We start from the raw sequence: 15,943 nt of genomic DNA on the forward strand, positions 1-15,943 counted from the left end.
GGGTTACTTTCTCTTGGCCACTCAAGAGAAAGTGACTCGGACCCCGGCAGGGGTTCGAAAGCCCGCCGCAGGCGAGCCAGGTCACGACACCACATCAAACAAGCTAAACGCTCGTCGCAGGCTAGCCAGATCGCGCTATCACCGCAAATAAACAAGCCCGACGCAGGCAAGTCAACTCAAGAACCCAACAAAAACCTCATCCCTCCGCCAACGCCAACCGAATATGCACATGCAACCCATGCCCAAACGCCGACTCCCGCAACTCAAGCTCAGCCCCGTGCAACTGCGCCGCACGTTGCACAATGCTCAGCCCCAGGCCATAGCCGCGCGATGATCCCTCCGCCTCACGATGGAAACGATCGAACACCGCCGCACGGCGCTCCGGCGGAATGCCCGGGCCATCATCGCGAATATCGATCAGCGCCTCCGTGCCGGTGCGATCGAGCATGACTTCGACCTGGCCGCCCTCGGAGACATAGCGCAGCGCGTTCTCGATCAGATTGCGAAACATCGATGTTAGCGCGACCTCGTGACCGAGCACATACAAATGCGGCAAGTCATGTACGAGACCGAACGCGATGTCTTTCTCGGCGATGATCGGCGCCAGTTCCTCGATCACTTCGGTAGCGATGGCGATGAGATCGAGTCGCGTCTGCTGTTGCGAGGCGGCACCGGCTTCAAGCCGCGCCAGCGCCAGAATCTGTTCGATGCGGCGTGCCAGCCGGGCCAGGCTTTGCTGCGCGCTCTTCAAGCCGAAGTCGGTATCCAGCGGGCTTTTAGCCAGCGCGGCGCTTTCCAGGTGGATCATCGTGGCGGCGAGGGGCGTACGCAGCTCGTGAGCGACATCGGCATTGAAGCGATGCTCGCGTTCCAGCGCATCTTCCAGGCGCTCCAATTGCTGGTTCAAGGTGACAATCAGCGGCTTGATTTCGCGCGGTGTCTTATCTGCGGCAATGGGCTGGCGACTGCCGGGGGTGCGTTCGGCCAATTGGGCGGTGAGCAGATTCAACGGCCGCAGGCCGCGATAGACCGCCCAGCTCACCAGCAGGGCCAGCAGGGGCAAGCCGATCAACAAGGGCAATCCATGCTCAAGAATCAGGCCGCGGGTGATGTCCTGGCGGTTGTCGTAGCGCTCGCCGATGCGAATGACCAGCCCGGCCCGGTTCTGCAAAGTGAAGGTGCGCCATTGATGGCCGTCGCGGGTGAGGTCGCGAAAGCCGCGTTCTTCTGCCGTTGGCGCCGGCAGGTCGGCCAGATTGTCGGTCGCCAGCAACAGGTGAATCTGTCGATCGTAGGCCTGGAAGCCTACCTCGGGTTCGTAGTTGCGGTTGCGCACCGACACCATCACCGCATTGCGCAGTTGCGCGGGCGTCGTATTGCCGCTGGCCGGATCGGCGGCTACGAGGGCGCCGCTATGTTCGATCAGTACGCCCAGGGTGCGGCCGGCCTGCGCCAGGCGGCCGTCGAGCAATTCGTTCATCTCGCGCAGCTCGCGCCGGTAGCTGAGCACGCCGAGCGGAATCAGCACCGCCATCATTACCGCGATGATCAACAAGGTGAGGCGGGTGCGCAGGCTGGCGTGGCTCACTTGGGCTCCCGCGGAATCATGTAGCCCACGCCGCGCACGGTGTGAATGACGTCGGCGCTGAGTTTGCGGCGTAGCCAGTGCACCTGCACCTCCAGGGCATTGCTCTCGACGATGGTATCCAGGCCATAGACCGAGTTCTCCAGGCTTTCGCGGCGCACGATACGCCCGGCGCGCTCCATCAGCACGCGCAGCAAGGCGAACTCGCGCCGCGTGAGCACGATGTTCTTGCCGCGAAACTCCACTTCGGCCGTCGCCAGATTCAAGCGCAGCCCGCCGGCTTCGACCAGGCTGTCGGCCAGGCCTTGCGCACGCCGGGTCAGCGAGCGGATGCGGGCGGCCAGTTCACCCAGATGAAACGGCTTGACCAGATAATCGTCGGCACCGAGATCGAGGCCGCGACTGCGCGTTTCCAAGGCATCGCGTGCGGTCATGACCAGGACCGGTGTTTTCACGCCCTGGCGGCGAGCTTCAGCCAGCACATCCAGGCCGTCGCGGCCGGGCAGGCCCAGGTCGAGCAAGACCAGATCGGCAGGCTGGTCACGTAATGCCAATGCAGCCTCGCGGCCGTCGCGCAGCCAGGTGACGGCATACGACTGCTGTTCCAGCGCGTGCCGGATCGCCTCACCCAGTTGAGCGTCGTCCTCCACCAGCATGATGTGCATGTCAGGTCACCTGTTGCTTAGCCAATGCGATGGCCGTCATGGCCAAGCGATCCAGTTCCATCACCATCATCACCGCAAAGGCTTAAATCCAACTTACGTCGGGTTTCGATGGCGGCACACGAGGTCGAGCATAGGCTTGATCTGCCCCGAATGGGTGTGGGCTTAGTGTAGGGAGGCGGTCTGGATGGCGGTCAAACGGCATCAGGCCCGCTGGTGACGGCCTGCATCGATGCCAGCGGGGCTAAAAATCCTGCCCGGCGGTGGGTTCCGGGGGCAAGGCCTCGATGATTCGGTTGTTTGCCAGCTAGATGATGATGGTGGCTTTGTCGACCCCGTTCAGGCTTAGTAATTGATCTGCAGCTGGAAGCGCAGCAGGTCGCCGCGAACGGTGTTGTAGGGTGCGGTACTGACCCGGGTGCGGCGCATATTGGCGTAGGCCACGGCGATTTCGAGCACCGATGAGGGCTGCCATTCCACGCCCACTTCAGTTTCGTTGACCAGCATGCGCGGCGCGTTGGTGTCGAATTTCGAGGCGCCTTTGTAGGTTTGCCATTTGATGTAAGGGATGATGGTGCCAAAGGCGTGGTGATCGATTTTGTACATCGCCTGCACATAGCCGCCCCGCAGTGGGCGCGTGCTGATCGTACCTTTGCTGAGGTCCAATTGCGGGCCTCGGCCTACGGTCCACTCCGCCTGCAAGCCGAACGGCTGCGGATAGTAAATGGCATGCACGGCGGCACGCTGGTCTTTTGAGCCTTGCACTGGTGAGGTATCGACCGGAGTGAAGGTACGGCCCTGGCTGGTGATGGCGGTGGGCGTGGCGATTTTGAAGCGGCCGCTGTAGGCATCGGCGCCCACCTCAAGATACTGGCCGTTGGCGAACTGGAACGGGTAGGTGAAGTGCAACACGGTATGCAGGCTGTTATTGCTCTCCGAACGATTGGCGCCTTGGCCGTTATAGACGCCTAAACCGACGACGCCGTAATCGCCGCTGCCTTTCAGGCCGGATTTCACCAGATCCTGAAATCGCTGCTTGATCTTGCTTGGCGTGTAGTAAAAGAACAAGCCGATATCCCGCTCATCGCGGACGCCGGAGTTGAGCGCATCCGCGCGATCCGGGGCGAGCCGATTCTGGCTGGATTGCAGATTCTCCCAGCCGTAAGGCACTTTGGACTGACCCGCGCGCAGGCGAAACTCGCGTTGCTTGTCAAAATAGATATCGGCATAGGCATCGCGCAATTGCGCAAAGTTGGAGGTGCTTGAGCCGGTAGGCGTGCTGGCGAAATCGGGTTGCAGATAAAGCGACACTTGCTCGTTCAAGTCGCCGCTGAGCACGACGCGTGCGCGGCGAATGCCAAAGCTTTGGTTGTCACCGATGAAGCGGTCGCCGGGCGAGCGCAGGGACGACGCATCGCCACCGATGCCATGGTTGTAGCGCAGCTGGGTGTAGCCGCGCAGGGACAGGCGGTCGTACCACTTCTTGTCGATACTCTTTGCGGGCAGGGCACTGGCGGCAACAAGGTCGCTACGCGGGGCGGCGCCGGCAGCCGGCGGTGTAATGGCGGGAGTCGCACTGGGCTGCGTGGTGCTTTGTTTTTCGTCGACCTGCACAAAGGTGCCTAGTTTGACTCGGCCCGGGCCTGGCTCAGCAAAGATCTGCTGGGTTTTGCGATCCACATAGAAATCGATGGCGGCGGGCGAGGTTTCCGCGGTAGCGGTCGCACTCATGGTCCAGAGCATGGTCGCTAGGGTTTTTTTCTTCATAAGTGGTGGGTATGACCATCGTGATGAGAGAGGCAAGCCGACAGGCTGAATAAACACGGTCGTCAGTGGCTGTCGTGACAGCGGCATCTGCCGCCCAGTCGCGATGCCCTGATATCTCGGGCAGCCGGCCGATGTTCGGGGGTAACGCGGGGCGGCAATCGCTAACGCGTTGTTTCGCAATAAATTACGATTTCGCCTTGGGCAGAACCGTACGTAAGCTTCGTGACAGCATTGTGACGATGCGATGTTTCTGCCACCACGGCGACGGTGGCCTCAACATGACAACATCGTATTCAGACTTAACCGGTTAAGATTTTTCATCCGAGATACTTGTTTTTCAGCGAAAAGATACTAAGTTCAAGCTCATGCTTTTTCATCGCACCTGCCAAAAGTTGCTGCTCAGCCTCGCATGCCTGCTCGGTGTGCTGATGCTGACGAGCATGTCTTTGGGCGCAAGCGGCGCGTCGCAAAAAGTTGCTGCGGTGAACTTGTTGCACGGCGTAAATGCATGCCGCCTCGAAGGCTCCAGGTGAGCCTGATCCCGCCGGTGGTGAGCGTGATGACACGCAGAATCCGTGCTCGGTGGATGACAACACCTGTGTCGATGATCACGTCGATCATCGTGAATTGTTTGAACTTGTCCTGCTTGTATTCCCTCCAGCGGCCTTGGATGAACTCATCCCGCCGTTGAGCAGCGGCCGCGTATCTCTCGAGTTGCGCCCTCCTATCGCTTAACGCGACTTTGCGTGTGAGCTGCGACTGGCTTCCGTCGCTCAGCCTCATACGGCTTCTTGTTACGAACGACCATGGCGGCACTCTCATGTGCCGCGGCTTACCAGTCGTTCTCATACCCAGCGTTTTCGCCAGCGAACTTTCGGGTTCGTCTAGCCCTTTCTTTTCGTCTATGAAGAGTACGTACCCATGCAACGTCTAATCGAAGGTTTCGACTATTTCCGTCGCGAGGTTTATCCGGAGCAGCGCGAGCTGTTCGAGAAACTCGCCGAAGGACAGAGCCCGCATACTCTGTTCATTACCTGCGCCGATTCACGCGTGATGCCTGAAATGATTTTTTCAGCGCAGCCCGGTGACCTGTTTGTCTATCGCAACATCGGCAACATCGTGCCGCCGTACGCACAGCATGTCAGCGGTGTGGTCGCGGCGATTGAGTATGCGGTGAAAGCACTGGAAGTGCGGCATATCGTGATCTGCGGTCACTCCGATTGCGGTGCGATGAAAGCGCTGCAGAATCCGGCCAAGCTCAAGGGCATGCCGTCAGTTGAAGCATGGCTTAAGCACGCGGATGTGGCTCGGTATGTGGTTGCCGAAAACAGCGCGGGCCTGCACGGCGCGGATGGCTTGCGTCGCCTCACCGAGGAAAACGTGGTCGGACAGCTGGAGCATTTGCGCACCTTGCCGGCAGTCGCCGCGGCGATGGCCAATGGCAGCCTCAGTATCCATGGCTGGATCTACGATATTGCCCAGGCAAGCCTGAGTGCTTTCGATGCCACCAACGGTCAGTTCGTGATGATCGACCCGAGCAATCCAGACGTGCCCAACGCAACACCTCATGCCCGTTTTGCTACAGCGCTTGCTGCAGCCTGAGGAGGCACTTATGCGTGCGTATTTTTCACATGGTTTGTTTGGCCGTGACTTTCTCGGCTCGGTAGTGGTGTTCCTGGTGGCGTTACCGCTATGTATGGGTATCGCTATTGCGTCGGGGATGCCGCCGGCCACGGGGCTTATCACCGGCATCATCGGTGGCCTGGTGGTGGGTGCTATTGCTGGGTCGCCGTTGCAGGTCAGTGGCCCGGCGGCGGGCTTGGCGGTGCTGGTATTCGAGTTGGTGCGCGAGCACGGTATTGTCGCTTTAGGGCCGGTAGTGTTGTTGGCAGGCGTGATCCAGATTGCGGCAGGTTTGAGCCGTGCCGGAATCTGGTTTCGCATGACCTCGCCCGCCGTGGTGGCGGGCATGCTTTCGGGTATCGGCGTGCTTATCGTGGCCTCGCAGGCTCACGTGATGTTGGACGCCTTGCCCAAGGCGCGCGGCCTGGAAAACTTCATTGCGTTACCTGAAGCCCTCCGCACCGCGTTCTCGGGTGAGGGTACGGGCTTGACGGCGATGATGGTTGGCCTTGGAACCATTGCGATCATGCTCGGCTGGGAGAAATTGCGTCCAGCCAAGCTGCGCTTTGTGCCGGGTGCCTTGCTTGCGGTGGTCGCCTTGACCGCGGCGGTGCAAGCGTTCGGGCTTAACGTGAACAAGGTCGATGTTCCATCCAACCTGTTCGCTGCCATCACCCTGCCTAGTCTGACCAGTCTCGGCGGCTTGCTTGAGCCGTCGTTGATTGTCGCGGCGATTACCTTTGCCTTTATCGCCAGTGCCGAGACTTTGCTCTCCGCGGCCGCGGTCGACCGCATGCACGATGGTGCGCGCACCAACTACGATCGTGAGTTGACTGCGCAAGGCGTCGGCAATGTGCTTTGCGGTTTTCTGGGCGCATTGCCGATGACCGGCGTGATTGTGCGTAGTGCGGCCAATGTGCAGGCGGGTTCGGCAACGCGCATGGCAACCATCATGCACGGCGGCTGGATCCTGGTGTTCGCGATGCTGTTGCCGTGGCTGATGCGGATGACGCCGGTGGCCTGCCTGGCCGGTATCCTGGTCTACACCGGCGTCAAGATGATCAACTTCAAACAGGTCAAAAGCCTTGCGATTTATGGCAAAGGTACCGCCGCGATTTACGTTGCGACGACCGTTGCCATTGTCGCGACGGATTTGCTGGCCGGTGTGTTGATCGGCTTTGCGCTGTCGCTGTTCCGCCTGGCCTTGCTGTCATCGCGCCTGAAAGTGGATCTGGATCATCATGACGAGCCAGGCCATGCATCGCTGCATCTCGAGGGCTCGGCAACCTTCCTCAAGGTGCCGTCGATGGCGCGCACCCTGGAACGTGTGCCGCCGAACACTCGGCTGCAGTTGGTGATGGATCGCTTGCATCACGTGGATCAGGCGTGCCTGGAATTGCTGCGCGATTGGAGTCGCAACGCTTCGACCAAGGGCTGTGAACTGGTGGTCGACTGGCAGGAGCTGGAGCTAAGAGTCGAAGGCGTGAAACGCCCCGCTTGATGACGGTTGCCGGGCATGATGCCCGGCACTTATCGGAATGTTGCATCGTCCCTCCCGCCAGTCTGCGGGAGGGATTTTTTTATGCCGCGGTTTTATCTTTGTAGCGGCACAGGTCGCTAATGACACATTGCGGACAATCGGGCTTGCGCGCCTTGCATACGTAACGGCCGTGCAGGATCAGCCAGTGATGAGCATCCTGTTTGAACTGCGCGGGGACGACTTTCTCCAGCTTGTCTTCAACGGCACGTACGTCTTTACCCGGCGCCAGCCCAGTGCGATTGGAAACGCGAAAAATATGCGTATCCACGGCGATGGTCGGCACGCCGAAGGCGGTGTTGAGCACCACATTGGCTGTCTTGCGACCGACGCCGGGAAGTGCCTCGAGTGCCTCGCGTGTATCGGGCACTTCACCGCCGTATTGCTCGAGCAGGATGCGACACAGCGCCATCACGTTCTTGGCCTTGCCGTTGAACAGGCCAATGGTGCTGATGTAGCGCTTCAACTCGTCTTCGCCGAGATCGAGCATCGCCTGCGGTGTATTGGCGACGGGATAAAGCTTGCGCGTTGCCTTGTTGACACCGACGTCGGTGGCCTGCGCCGACAGCACCACCGCTACCAGAAGTTCAAACGGCGTGGTGTAGTCCAGTTCGGTAGTCGGATGCGGGTCGATCTCGCGCAAACGGGTAAACAGCTCGACGATATCAGCTCGCTTCACGGCTTGGGCTCCTGTTGTTTGGCTTTTGCGCGAGCCAGTGCGGCGAGCACGGGGTTTACCTGCACACCCACTTCGGCTTTGCGTGCGGTCAGTTCTGCCTGGCGCTGTGCGCGTTCGCTGGCCAGGCGCGCCTCGCGGCGTTGAAAATGCTGGCGTGCGGCGTCGGCATGCTCTTGGTCTCTATGGGGCATCGGCATCGGTTCGAGCACGATGCAATCGACCGGGCAGGCGGGGACGCACAGCTCGCAACCGGTGCAGTCGTCAACGATCACGGTATGCATAAGCTTGGCTGCGCCGACGATGGCGTCGACCGGGCAGGCCTGAATGCATTTGGTGCAACCGATGCAATCGGCCTCGATGATGCGGGCCAGGGTGCGCGGCTTCTCGACGCCATGCTGGGGATTCAATGGCATCGGCGCGCGCTTCAATAGTTCGGCCAGCTTGGCGATGCCGGCCAAACCACCTGGCGGGCATTGGTTGATCTCTGCCTCGCCGCGCGCGATCGCCTCCGCGTAAGGGCGGCAGCCGTGGTAACCGCAGTGCTCACACTGAGTCTGAGGAAGCAAGGCGTCGATGTGTTCGACGAGGGCATTCATTTGAAAATAAATCGGCCTGATCAGATGCGCTTTTCAGCTGCTTACGGAGAGTGGGACATTTTCAAAGGGCCCGATGCGGTCGGAAGGTCATCAGGCCTTGATAGAAGGGCATGCTGTTTCATCCATGTTTGAATGCGCTGCCAGCAAATTTCAGGGAGCGCTTGCAGCAAAAAGTGCGGCCCCGCGATGCGTATAATTTGCGCCCGTGGCGCCGCCGCTTCAAGTTGGCGTTGTGCTTTCGTGGTGACCAGCCAGTCGTTAGTAGCTTGCAGCAATAGCATGGGCAGGTTCAAAGCCTGCAACTGCCGGGTCGAGTCAATCGATGCCAGTAATCGAAGTCGTTGCTGAATGATGCGGCCGTCCAGGTGTTGCAGTGTCTGCGACAAGCGTTCGACCACACTGGCGGGGGCCTGCGTACCCATGCAGGTTTGCCGTAACAGCTGACGATGCTTTTTTATGGGTGCCAGTAACGAAACCGGTAGCCGGCTGGCCAAGCTCGTGAGCGGGTGCGGTGTGCTGGCGAAGGATGCGCACAGGATCAGCGCCTTCAGCCGGTTACCTAGTTGCTGCGCAAGCTGTATCGCCGTGGGGCCGGAGAACGACTCGGCGATAACGATAAGCGGGCCGTGCGCGGGAAGCTGGGCTTGCACGTGCTCGACATAAGCATCGATCGCCGCAGGCAGCGATGCCGCATAGCTGATGCGGCATCGGGCCAGCTCCGCGGGTAGCAGGGCTTCAAAAGATTCGAACAGCTCCCCGCTACCGTCGAGCCCTGGCATCAGCACGAGTGTGGGCTCGACGGTGTTCACGCGATCAACGGACGGTGGCGCCCGGTGCCGCTCCCTGATCCGCATCCAGCAAGAACAAATCGGCACCGCCATCGCCTGCGGAAAGAATCATGCCCTCGGAAAGGCCGAAGCGCATTTTGCGCGGCGCGAGGTTGGCGATAAATACGATATTGCGGCCGATCAGTTTTTCAGGCTCGCCGTAGGCAGAGCGGATGCCGGAGAAAATTTGCCGTTTGCCCAGCGGGCCAGCATCCAGTTCAAAGCGCAGCAGCTTGTCCGAGCCATCGACAAACTCGCAGGCCAGCACCTTGCCGACACGCAGGTCGAGCTTGGCAAAATCATCGATGCCAATGACGCTGGCTTCGCCAGCGGTGGCGTTAGTGGTGCTCACTTCACTCATGGTCTGGCGGGATTCCTTGGTTTTTTTCTTGGCGGGCGGTGGCGTTTCGGCGGGGCCGCCCAATGATTCTTTGGAGGCTTCAACCATGGCCTCGATAAGCTTCGGGTCAATCCGGTTGAGCAAGGGTTCAAAGGGGTTGATGGTGTGGCTGTGCAACTCGGCACGGGCATCGTCGAAATCAGCGATGGGTGCAGCGAGGAAGTGTTCGGCAGCGGCAACCGTGGCCGGAAGTATCGGCTTGAGCAGGCCGGCGAGCAGGCGGAAAGCAGCCAGGGCGAACGAGCAGACCTGATGCAACTCGGTGCGACGGTTCTCGTCTTTGGCCAGCACCCATGGCGCCTTGGCGGCGATATGGCCGTTGACGATATCGGCAATCAGCACGAACCGCCGGGTGACCTCGGCAAAGTCACCGTCGCGATAAAGCACCTCGACGTCGTCGTAGTGGGTCTGCAAGGTTTGCCACAACGCGGCTTCTTCGTGATCGAAGTTCGGCGCGAGGCGACCATGGAAAAACTTGTGTACGAAGCCGGCCGTGCGGCTGGCGATGTTCACCCATTTGCCGATTAAGTGCGAATTGACCCGGTCCTCGAAAGCCTTGAGATCGAGATCGACGTCAGTCGGCGCATCACCCAGCATGCTGGCAAAGTAGTAGCGCAGGAATTCCGGATGCAAACCGACATCCAGATAGGTGCGGGCCATGATGAAGGTGCCGCGCGATTTGGACATCTTCGCGCCGTTCACCATCAGGTAGCCGTTGACATGTAGGGCCGTCGGCGTGCGCAGGCCCGCGCCATGCAGCATGGCGGGCCAGAACAGGCCGTGGAAATTGATGATGTCCTTGCCGATGAAGTGATGCAGCTCAGCGCTGCTGTCGGCGGCGAGGAAATCATCGAACCTCAATCCGCTGCGATCGCATAGCGCCTTGAAGCTGGCGAGGTAACCTATGGGCGCATCCAGCCACACGTAGAAAAACTTGCCCGGTGCGTCGGGGATCGGAAAGCCGAAGTACGGCGCATCACGCGAGATGTCCCAGTCCTTCAGGCCGCCGTCCAGCCACTCTTTTAATTTGGCCACGACGCCGCTGTTAGCCACCGGCGCACCATCGGTGCGCCTGCCTGCGAACCAGTCACGCAATAACGACTCGAATTTGCTCAGCTCGAAGAAGTAGTGCTCTGAGTCGCGCAGCACCGGTGTAGCGCCAGACATCACCGAATAGGGGTTGATCAGGTCGGTAGGCGCATAGGTGGCACCGCAGTTTTCGCAGTTGTCGCCGTACTGGTCGTGGGTGCCGCATTTAGGGCAGGTGCCTTTGATGTAGCGATCCGGCAGAAACATTTCCTTTTCCGGATCGAACAACTGCTGGATATCACGGCGCGCGATAAAGCCGCCATCGCGCAGGCGGAGATAAATCATCGACGCCAACTCGCGATTTTCGTCGGAGTGGGTGGTGTGATAGTGGTCGAAGGCGACGCCGAATGCGGCGAAGTCGGCTTCGTGGCCCTGGCGGATGCCCGCGATAAAGGCTTCCGGCGAGAGCCCGGCTTTTTCTGCGGCGAGCATGATCGGCGTGCCGTGCGCGTCGTCGGCACAGACGTAGATCACCTCGTTACCCTGCATTCGCCGCGCACGCACCCAGATATCCGCTTGGATGTAACCCAGCATATGACCCATGTGCAGCGGGCCGTTGGCGTAGGGCAGGGCGTTGGTAACGAGGAGTCGGCGGGACATGGTTTCGATGGTGGTGGCAGGGCTGGCGATTATTGCATGCGAGGTCAGGCTTGGCCGTGCTTATCGCGATGAATTGGCCATGACCACAGCAGCAGTGCGAGCAAGGCGGCAGGCAGCCAGATCCACAGTAGCTCCGATTGAATCACCGCCCAGCCGCGCGCACTGAAAAAGCGGGCGCCGATCGGCGAAACCTCGATCGGCCGGAACGCGAAGAAATAGCGATGCAGGTCGAGCGGCCAGCCCAGCTCGACCCCGAGGCCGCCATTGGTGAGCGCATCCAGCAGCGGATGCGAGAGTGCGGCCAGACCGACAAAGCCGAAGGCTCGCCACGCCGACGTTCGCAACGGCTGATGCAGTAGTGCGGCAAACAGGCCCAGCAACAACGCAAAGGCGATGGAGTGGCTGGCGCCTCGGTGGCCAAAGGCATCGGCGTAGCTGATGCCGAATTTGAAGCCCAGCACATCGGCGTCGGGCAGCATCGTCGCGATGGCTCCGGCCGCAAGCAGACGGCGGCTGATCCGTTGTTTGCCCGCCGCGGCACCGAGCAAGAGCGGTACGACAGCGTGAGAAATGATGGTTGGCATCGGCGGGAGTTCCATTCCAGGGGACGCGAAGCATGCGTGATCGGGCAGGCAAATGGCTGGTGCTTGGGTGACTGGGTGGCTTTGTTTGCACCTGTTGGTGCGTGATATTGCATGTTTGTGCTTGTTGATTTACATTTATGCACGTTCTGTCGATGGGCGTACCTGCCGTGAATGCCGCAAACGAAGCCTGCTTGTCCGAAAGTCCGCCACTTGCCCCGGCCACCCGGGCGACCCGTTTGATGTTCTTTATCTCGGGCATCGGCATGGCCGGCTGGGCGCCGATGGTGCCGTATGCCAAAGCCCGGCTTGGGCTGGATGACGCGACGCTGGGTCTGGTGCTGCTGGCTTTGGGGGGCGGTTCGATGGTGTCGATGCCATTGATGGGCTGGCTGACGCATCAGTATGGCAATCGCCGGGTGATGGGCATTGCCGGTTTGCTGCTCAGCCTGGCCTTGCCGATGTTGGCGGTGGCGTCGAGCACTGTGATGTTGGTCGCCGGGCTGCTTTATTTTGGGGTCGCGCTTGGGGCGCTGAATGTCTCGATGAATGCACACGCCGTCGAGGTGGAACGGCGCGATGGCCGGGCGCTGATGTCGGGTTTCCACGCGCTATTCAGCATCGGTGGCCTGGCGGGCGCGGCAAGCATGAGTTTGCTGTTGGCGCTGGGGTGCCCGCTGTGGATGTGTGCCTTGGCGATTTCAGTGGTGCAGGTGGGCGTGGTGATCACTCAGTACGGCAGCTTGCTAAGCGAGGTCGAGGATACAAACGCTGCCAAGGCCAGCTTGCGTATGCCACAAGGGCTGGTGCTGCTGCTTGGCCTGCTGTGCTTTATCAGTTTTCTGGCCGAGGGCTCGATGCTGGATTGGAGCGCGGTATTACTGCGCGATGTGCATGGTTTTGCTGCTGCCTCAGCGGGTATGGGCTACGCGTTTTTTTCAGTGGCGATGGCGCTAGGGCGATTTGCGGGAGACCTGGTCATCGCACGCCTGGGCCCGGTTTGGGCGGTGCGTGCGGGGTCCAGTGCCGCCGCGATGGGGTTCCTGCTCGCCACTATGCTGCCGTGGCCGGCGTTCTCGCTGCTCGGTTTTGTACTGATTGGCTTGGGTGCGTCGAATATTGTGCCGGTGATGTTCAGCGCGGCAGGCCGGTTGTCAGGGACCCCGCCGGCGATTTCGATCGCCACGGTAACCACGCTAGGTTATGCCGGATTGCTCAGCGGCCCGGCTTTCATCGGCTTGCTGGCCCATGCCAGCAGTCTGCAAGCAGCTTTGGTCGTGGTCGCCGGTTTGCTGTTACTGGTGACGATGGCCGCCAACATCGTGAGGCGCTCATGACGGTGATAAATAAAGCAGTCGAGGTAAGCACGCTGGATACGGTGATCTTCGATCTTGGTGGGGTGTTGATCGACTGGAACCCGCGACATCTTTATCGCCAATTGTTCGATGACGAGACGGCGATGGAGCACTTCCTGCGTGAGGTGTGCAGCCAGCATTGGAACGAGCAGCAAGATGCAGGGCGACCTTGGAGCGAGGCAATCGAGACGCTGAGCGCTGAGTTTCCGCAGCATGCCCCCTTGATCCGGGCTTACCGTGAGCGTTGGGTAGAGACCCTTGGCGGGCTGATGCACGACAGCATCGCGATCTTCGAAGAGCTGCGTGCGCGCGGCGTGCGCCTGTATGCATTGACCAACTGGTCGCAGGAAACTTTTCCCATCGCTTGGGCGTTGTATCCCTTCCTGCATACTTTCGAAGGCATTGTGGTCTCCGGGCAGGAGGGCATGATGAAGCCGAATCCGGCGATTTATCAGCGCTTGTTGGCGCGCTATGAGGTCGACCCGTCGCGTGCCGTATATATCGACGATGCGCCGCGTAACGTAGAGGCTGCCGCACAACAGGGCTTGCATGCCTTGCTGTTTCGCGATGCAGTGAGCTTGCGCCATGAGCTGACTGGTCTAGGCTTGCTAGCCGCAGGCCTGCATGATGAGAAGGTTCCGCTGGGGGTGAGTTCTGATGGCTAAGCCGAATGTCGGCAAAGTGAATGCGTCTGAGGCGATGCCGCAAGAGCGGCAGCAGTGGATACTCGACCGCCTGCGCAGTCATGGTCGAGTGATCGCGGCAGAACTCTCGGCCGAGTTCGATGTGTCGGAGGATTCGATTCGTCGCGACCTGCGCGAGCTGGCGGCGCAGGGCTTATGCAAGCGTGTGTATGGCGGTGCGCTACCCGCCCCGGCGATCTCTACGCCACTCAAGCAGCGCCGCCAGGAGCACACCGGCCGCAAGCTGGCCTTGGCGCGCAAAGCGGTTACGCTGGTGCGGCAAGGACAGGTGCTGATGATCGACTCCGGCTCGACCAATGCGGCGATTGCCTCCGCCTTGTCCGAACATTTTGGTCTTACCGTGGTGACCAATTCGCCGGAAATCGCGCAGATTCTGTCCGAACGCGAAGGTTTCGAAATCCTGTTGATTGGCGGCCGGATCAATGCGCGTATCGGCGCTGCCATCGGTGCCCAAGCCGTGCAGGAAATTCAGCGCGTGCGTGCCGACCTGTGTTTTCCTGGTGCGTGTGCCATCGACGCCGACGACGGGCTATGGGGTTTCGATAGCGAAGAGGTATTGCTGAAGCGGGCGATGATCGAGGCCAGTGGCGAGACCGTTGTCGCGGTGACGCATGACAAGCTCGGCGCGACGGCGATGCATCGGGTTGCCGGCATCGACGACGTGCAACACCTGGTGGTCGAGCACGACGTCGAGCAGGCTGTTCGGGCGGCGTTTGCTGCGCATAACGTAACGGTGCATCGAGCGGACGCAGTCGCCTGAGGCCGGTGTCGCCAGGCGTGGCAAAACTGAAAAACCAACGGGGCGACGACACGGCCGATCGATCGCCCCGTTGGACAAGCCCAGGCTTGGCGCTGCCGCCGCAGTAACGGCCGCAGTGCGGTAGATTATTGCTGCCGTTCCCAGACCTGGCTGCGGCCCAGCAGGGAGAAGCCGATATAGCCATGCACGTCGAGCTTCTGACCGTTATCGGTAAGGGTGAGCTTGACCTTGTAGGTCTTGCCTTTCTTCGGGTCGAGAATCAGGCCGCCATCCCAGATATCATCGTCTTTCTTCACGCCCCACATGATGACCATGCCTTCGATCGGCTGGTCTTTGCGCTCGCCATCGCATTTTTTGCAGGTCGGGTGCTCGCCATCTTTGGCGATTTCTTCGGGCGTCCGATTCAAAACCTGCTTCACCTGGGCCTGCAACTCCCCGTTGTGATCGGTGATTTCCACGATCGAGCGGGGTTTGCCGGTCTCGTCATCAATGGTTTTCCAGGTGCCTACGGGGGTGTCGACGGCGGCATACACCGCACTGGTGCCCAGCAACAGGCCAGTGATGATGGCTAAGCGGAACGATGACTTCATGGTGCCCTCCTCTGTACGGAACAGTATGGTCCGAGCCTGACGAGGCTTGGCGGAGGCGTCAAGCTGCAACGCGCAACCGTGCCGGGCATGCCTGGGCCAGCGCACTGGCATAATGCGCATTCCCCCTCTTCATATACCGATACGACATGACACAGGCGAGTGAAGCCCTGGTCCGGCGCCTTCTTGGCGATGTGACCGACCCCCACACCGGTGCGCCGTTGGCTGAGGCCGTGCGAGCGATTGGCGTGGATGGCGCCAGGGTTTCCGTGGATATCCAATTGGGTTACCCCGCCAGCGGGGCCATCGATGCCCTGGCCGCACGGGCCAGGCAGGTGTTGCAGGCCGACGCGGCGATTGACGCGGCCGCGGTGTCGATCGGTAGCCGCATCTACGCACACAAGGTGCAGGGCACCCTGGCGCCGTTGCCCCAGGTGAAGAACATCATCGTGGTCGCCTCCGGCAAGGGCGGCGTGGGTAAATCCACCGTGTCGGTCAACTTGGCGCTGGCGCTGGCTGCCGAAGGGGCCAAGGTCGGCGTGCTGGATGCGGATATTTACGGCCCCAGCCAACCCCGCATGCTTGGCATCA

16 protein-coding genes are annotated in these 15,943 nt (G+C 60.6%); 6 read left to right on the top strand and 10 right to left on the bottom strand.

All coding sequences use genetic code 11. The features are described from left to right. Positions 1 to 196: 196 nt before the first annotated feature. The 4 genes from OUZ52_RS09390 to OUZ52_RS09405 form a co-directional block, all read right to left on the bottom strand. Positions 197 to 1,588 carry a sensor histidine kinase gene (locus OUZ52_RS09390; protein ID WP_266158125.1) on the bottom strand — a complete coding sequence of 464 codons (1,392 nt, stop codon included), beginning with the start codon at positions 1,586 to 1,588 and terminating at the stop codon, positions 197 to 199. Further along, positions 1,585 to 2,250 carry a response regulator gene (locus tag OUZ52_RS09395; protein ID WP_266158126.1) on the bottom strand — a complete coding sequence of 222 codons (666 nt, stop codon included), beginning with the start codon at positions 2,248 to 2,250 and terminating at the stop codon, positions 1,585 to 1,587. The genes OUZ52_RS09390 and OUZ52_RS09395 overlap by 4 nt, the downstream gene beginning before the upstream one ends. Before the next feature lie 342 nt (positions 2,251 to 2,592). After that, positions 2,593 to 4,014: a porin gene (locus OUZ52_RS09400; protein WP_266158127.1), complete on the bottom strand. Its 1,422-nt coding sequence runs from the start codon at positions 4,012 to 4,014 to the stop codon at positions 2,593 to 2,595. Between the two features lie 317 nt (positions 4,015 to 4,331). Next, a complete protein-coding gene (locus tag OUZ52_RS09405; RefSeq protein ID WP_266158128.1) occupies positions 4,332 to 4,511 on the bottom strand; it encodes a hypothetical protein in 180 nt (59 codons plus the stop codon). Between the two features lie 424 nt (positions 4,512 to 4,935). Between OUZ52_RS09405 and OUZ52_RS09410 the strand changes: the two genes are divergently transcribed. After that, a complete protein-coding gene (locus OUZ52_RS09410; RefSeq protein ID WP_266158129.1) occupies positions 4,936 to 5,616 on the top strand; it encodes a carbonic anhydrase in 681 nt (226 codons plus the stop codon). Between the two features lie 10 nt (positions 5,617 to 5,626). Beyond that, entirely contained in the window at positions 5,627 to 7,138 is a 1,512-nt protein-coding gene (locus OUZ52_RS09415; protein WP_266158130.1) for a SulP family inorganic anion transporter, read from the top strand. A gap of 79 nt (positions 7,139 to 7,217) precedes the next feature. Here the strand turns inward: OUZ52_RS09415 and nth are convergent, their stop codons facing one another. The 5 genes from nth to OUZ52_RS09440 are packed head-to-tail and all read right to left on the bottom strand — an operon-like array spanning position 7,218 to position 11,949. Next, the gene (gene nth / locus OUZ52_RS09420) at positions 7,218 to 7,853 is read right to left on the bottom strand and encodes an endonuclease III (protein ID WP_266158131.1); all 636 of its coding nucleotides are present in this window, start codon (positions 7,851 to 7,853) and stop codon (positions 7,218 to 7,220) included. Further along, the gene (locus tag OUZ52_RS09425; RefSeq protein WP_266158132.1) at positions 7,850 to 8,449 is read right to left on the bottom strand and encodes an RnfABCDGE type electron transport complex subunit B; all 600 of its coding nucleotides are present in this window, start codon (positions 8,447 to 8,449) and stop codon (positions 7,850 to 7,852) included. Before OUZ52_RS09425 ends, nth begins: the two co-directional genes overlap by 4 nt. A 41-nt stretch (positions 8,450 to 8,490) precedes the next feature. Next, positions 8,491 to 9,258, bottom strand: coding sequence for an alpha/beta fold hydrolase (locus tag OUZ52_RS09430; protein WP_266158133.1), 768 nt, complete (start codon positions 9,256 to 9,258; stop codon positions 8,491 to 8,493). A 4-nt stretch (positions 9,259 to 9,262) separates the two neighbouring features. Continuing rightward, positions 9,263 to 11,365: a methionine--tRNA ligase gene (gene metG, locus OUZ52_RS09435; protein ID WP_266158134.1), complete on the bottom strand. Its 2,103-nt coding sequence runs from the start codon at positions 11,363 to 11,365 to the stop codon at positions 9,263 to 9,265. Positions 11,366 to 11,409: 44 nt separating this feature from the next. After that, complete coding sequence (locus OUZ52_RS09440) at positions 11,410 to 11,949, bottom strand: metal-dependent hydrolase (RefSeq protein WP_266158135.1); 540 nt, start codon at positions 11,947 to 11,949, stop codon at positions 11,410 to 11,412. Positions 11,950 to 12,140: 191 nt separating this feature from the next. Here OUZ52_RS09440 and OUZ52_RS09445 point away from each other — a divergent pair, with 191 nt between their 5' ends. Genes OUZ52_RS09445 through OUZ52_RS09455 form a run of 3 tightly spaced genes read left to right on the top strand, consistent with a single transcriptional unit; the run spans position 12,141 to position 14,765 of the window. Beyond that, entirely contained in the window at positions 12,141 to 13,283 is a 1,143-nt protein-coding gene (locus OUZ52_RS09445; RefSeq protein WP_323135331.1) for an MFS transporter, read from the top strand. After that, positions 13,280 to 13,966, top strand: coding sequence for an HAD family hydrolase (locus OUZ52_RS09450; protein ID WP_266158136.1), 687 nt, complete (start codon positions 13,280 to 13,282; stop codon positions 13,964 to 13,966). Before OUZ52_RS09445 ends, OUZ52_RS09450 begins: the two co-directional genes overlap by 4 nt. Beyond that, the gene (locus tag OUZ52_RS09455) at positions 13,959 to 14,765 is read left to right on the top strand and encodes a DeoR/GlpR family DNA-binding transcription regulator (RefSeq protein ID WP_266158137.1); all 807 of its coding nucleotides are present in this window, start codon (positions 13,959 to 13,961) and stop codon (positions 14,763 to 14,765) included. The genes OUZ52_RS09450 and OUZ52_RS09455 overlap by 8 nt, the downstream gene beginning before the upstream one ends. A gap of 125 nt (positions 14,766 to 14,890) precedes the next feature. Here OUZ52_RS09455 and OUZ52_RS09460 read toward each other — a convergent pair whose 3' ends face one another. Further along, positions 14,891 to 15,355, bottom strand: coding sequence for a DUF2147 domain-containing protein (locus tag OUZ52_RS09460; protein WP_266158138.1), 465 nt, complete (start codon positions 15,353 to 15,355; stop codon positions 14,891 to 14,893). Positions 15,356 to 15,501: 146 nt separating this feature from the next. Between OUZ52_RS09460 and OUZ52_RS09465 the strand changes: the two genes are divergently transcribed. Then, the coding region (locus OUZ52_RS09465; RefSeq protein ID WP_266158139.1) for a P-loop NTPase at positions 15,502 to 15,943 on the top strand (442 nt) is incomplete at its 3' end.

Origin of the sequence: Dyella silvatica, assembly GCF_026283955.1 — a bacterium.
In the GTDB taxonomy this organism is placed as follows: Bacteria; Pseudomonadota; Gammaproteobacteria; order Xanthomonadales; family Rhodanobacteraceae; genus Dyella_C; species Dyella_C silvatica.

Excerpts from the sequence above, each read along its gene's own strand:
- OUZ52_RS09395 (WP_266158126.1), bottom strand. The coding sequence starts at position 2,250 with ATGCACATCATGCTGGTGGAGGACGACGCTCAACTGGGTGAGGCGATC.
- OUZ52_RS09400 (WP_266158127.1), bottom strand. The coding sequence starts at position 4,014 with ATGAAGAAAAAAACCCTAGCGACCATGCTCTGGACCATGAGTGCGACC.
- OUZ52_RS09410 (WP_266158129.1), top strand. The coding sequence starts at position 4,936 with ATGCAACGTCTAATCGAAGGTTTCGACTATTTCCGTCGCGAGGTTTAT.
- OUZ52_RS09415 (WP_266158130.1), top strand. The coding sequence starts at position 5,627 with ATGCGTGCGTATTTTTCACATGGTTTGTTTGGCCGTGACTTTCTCGGC.
- OUZ52_RS09425 (WP_266158132.1), bottom strand. The coding sequence starts at position 8,449 with ATGAATGCCCTCGTCGAACACATCGACGCCTTGCTTCCTCAGACTCAG.
- metG (WP_266158134.1), bottom strand. The coding sequence starts at position 11,365 with ATGTCCCGCCGACTCCTCGTTACCAACGCCCTGCCCTACGCCAACGGC.
- OUZ52_RS09440 (WP_266158135.1), bottom strand. The coding sequence starts at position 11,949 with ATGCCAACCATCATTTCTCACGCTGTCGTACCGCTCTTGCTCGGTGCC.
- OUZ52_RS09450 (WP_266158136.1), top strand. The coding sequence starts at position 13,280 with ATGACGGTGATAAATAAAGCAGTCGAGGTAAGCACGCTGGATACGGTG.
- OUZ52_RS09455 (WP_266158137.1), top strand. The coding sequence starts at position 13,959 with ATGGCTAAGCCGAATGTCGGCAAAGTGAATGCGTCTGAGGCGATGCCG.
- OUZ52_RS09460 (WP_266158138.1), bottom strand. The coding sequence starts at position 15,355 with ATGAAGTCATCGTTCCGCTTAGCCATCATCACTGGCCTGTTGCTGGGC.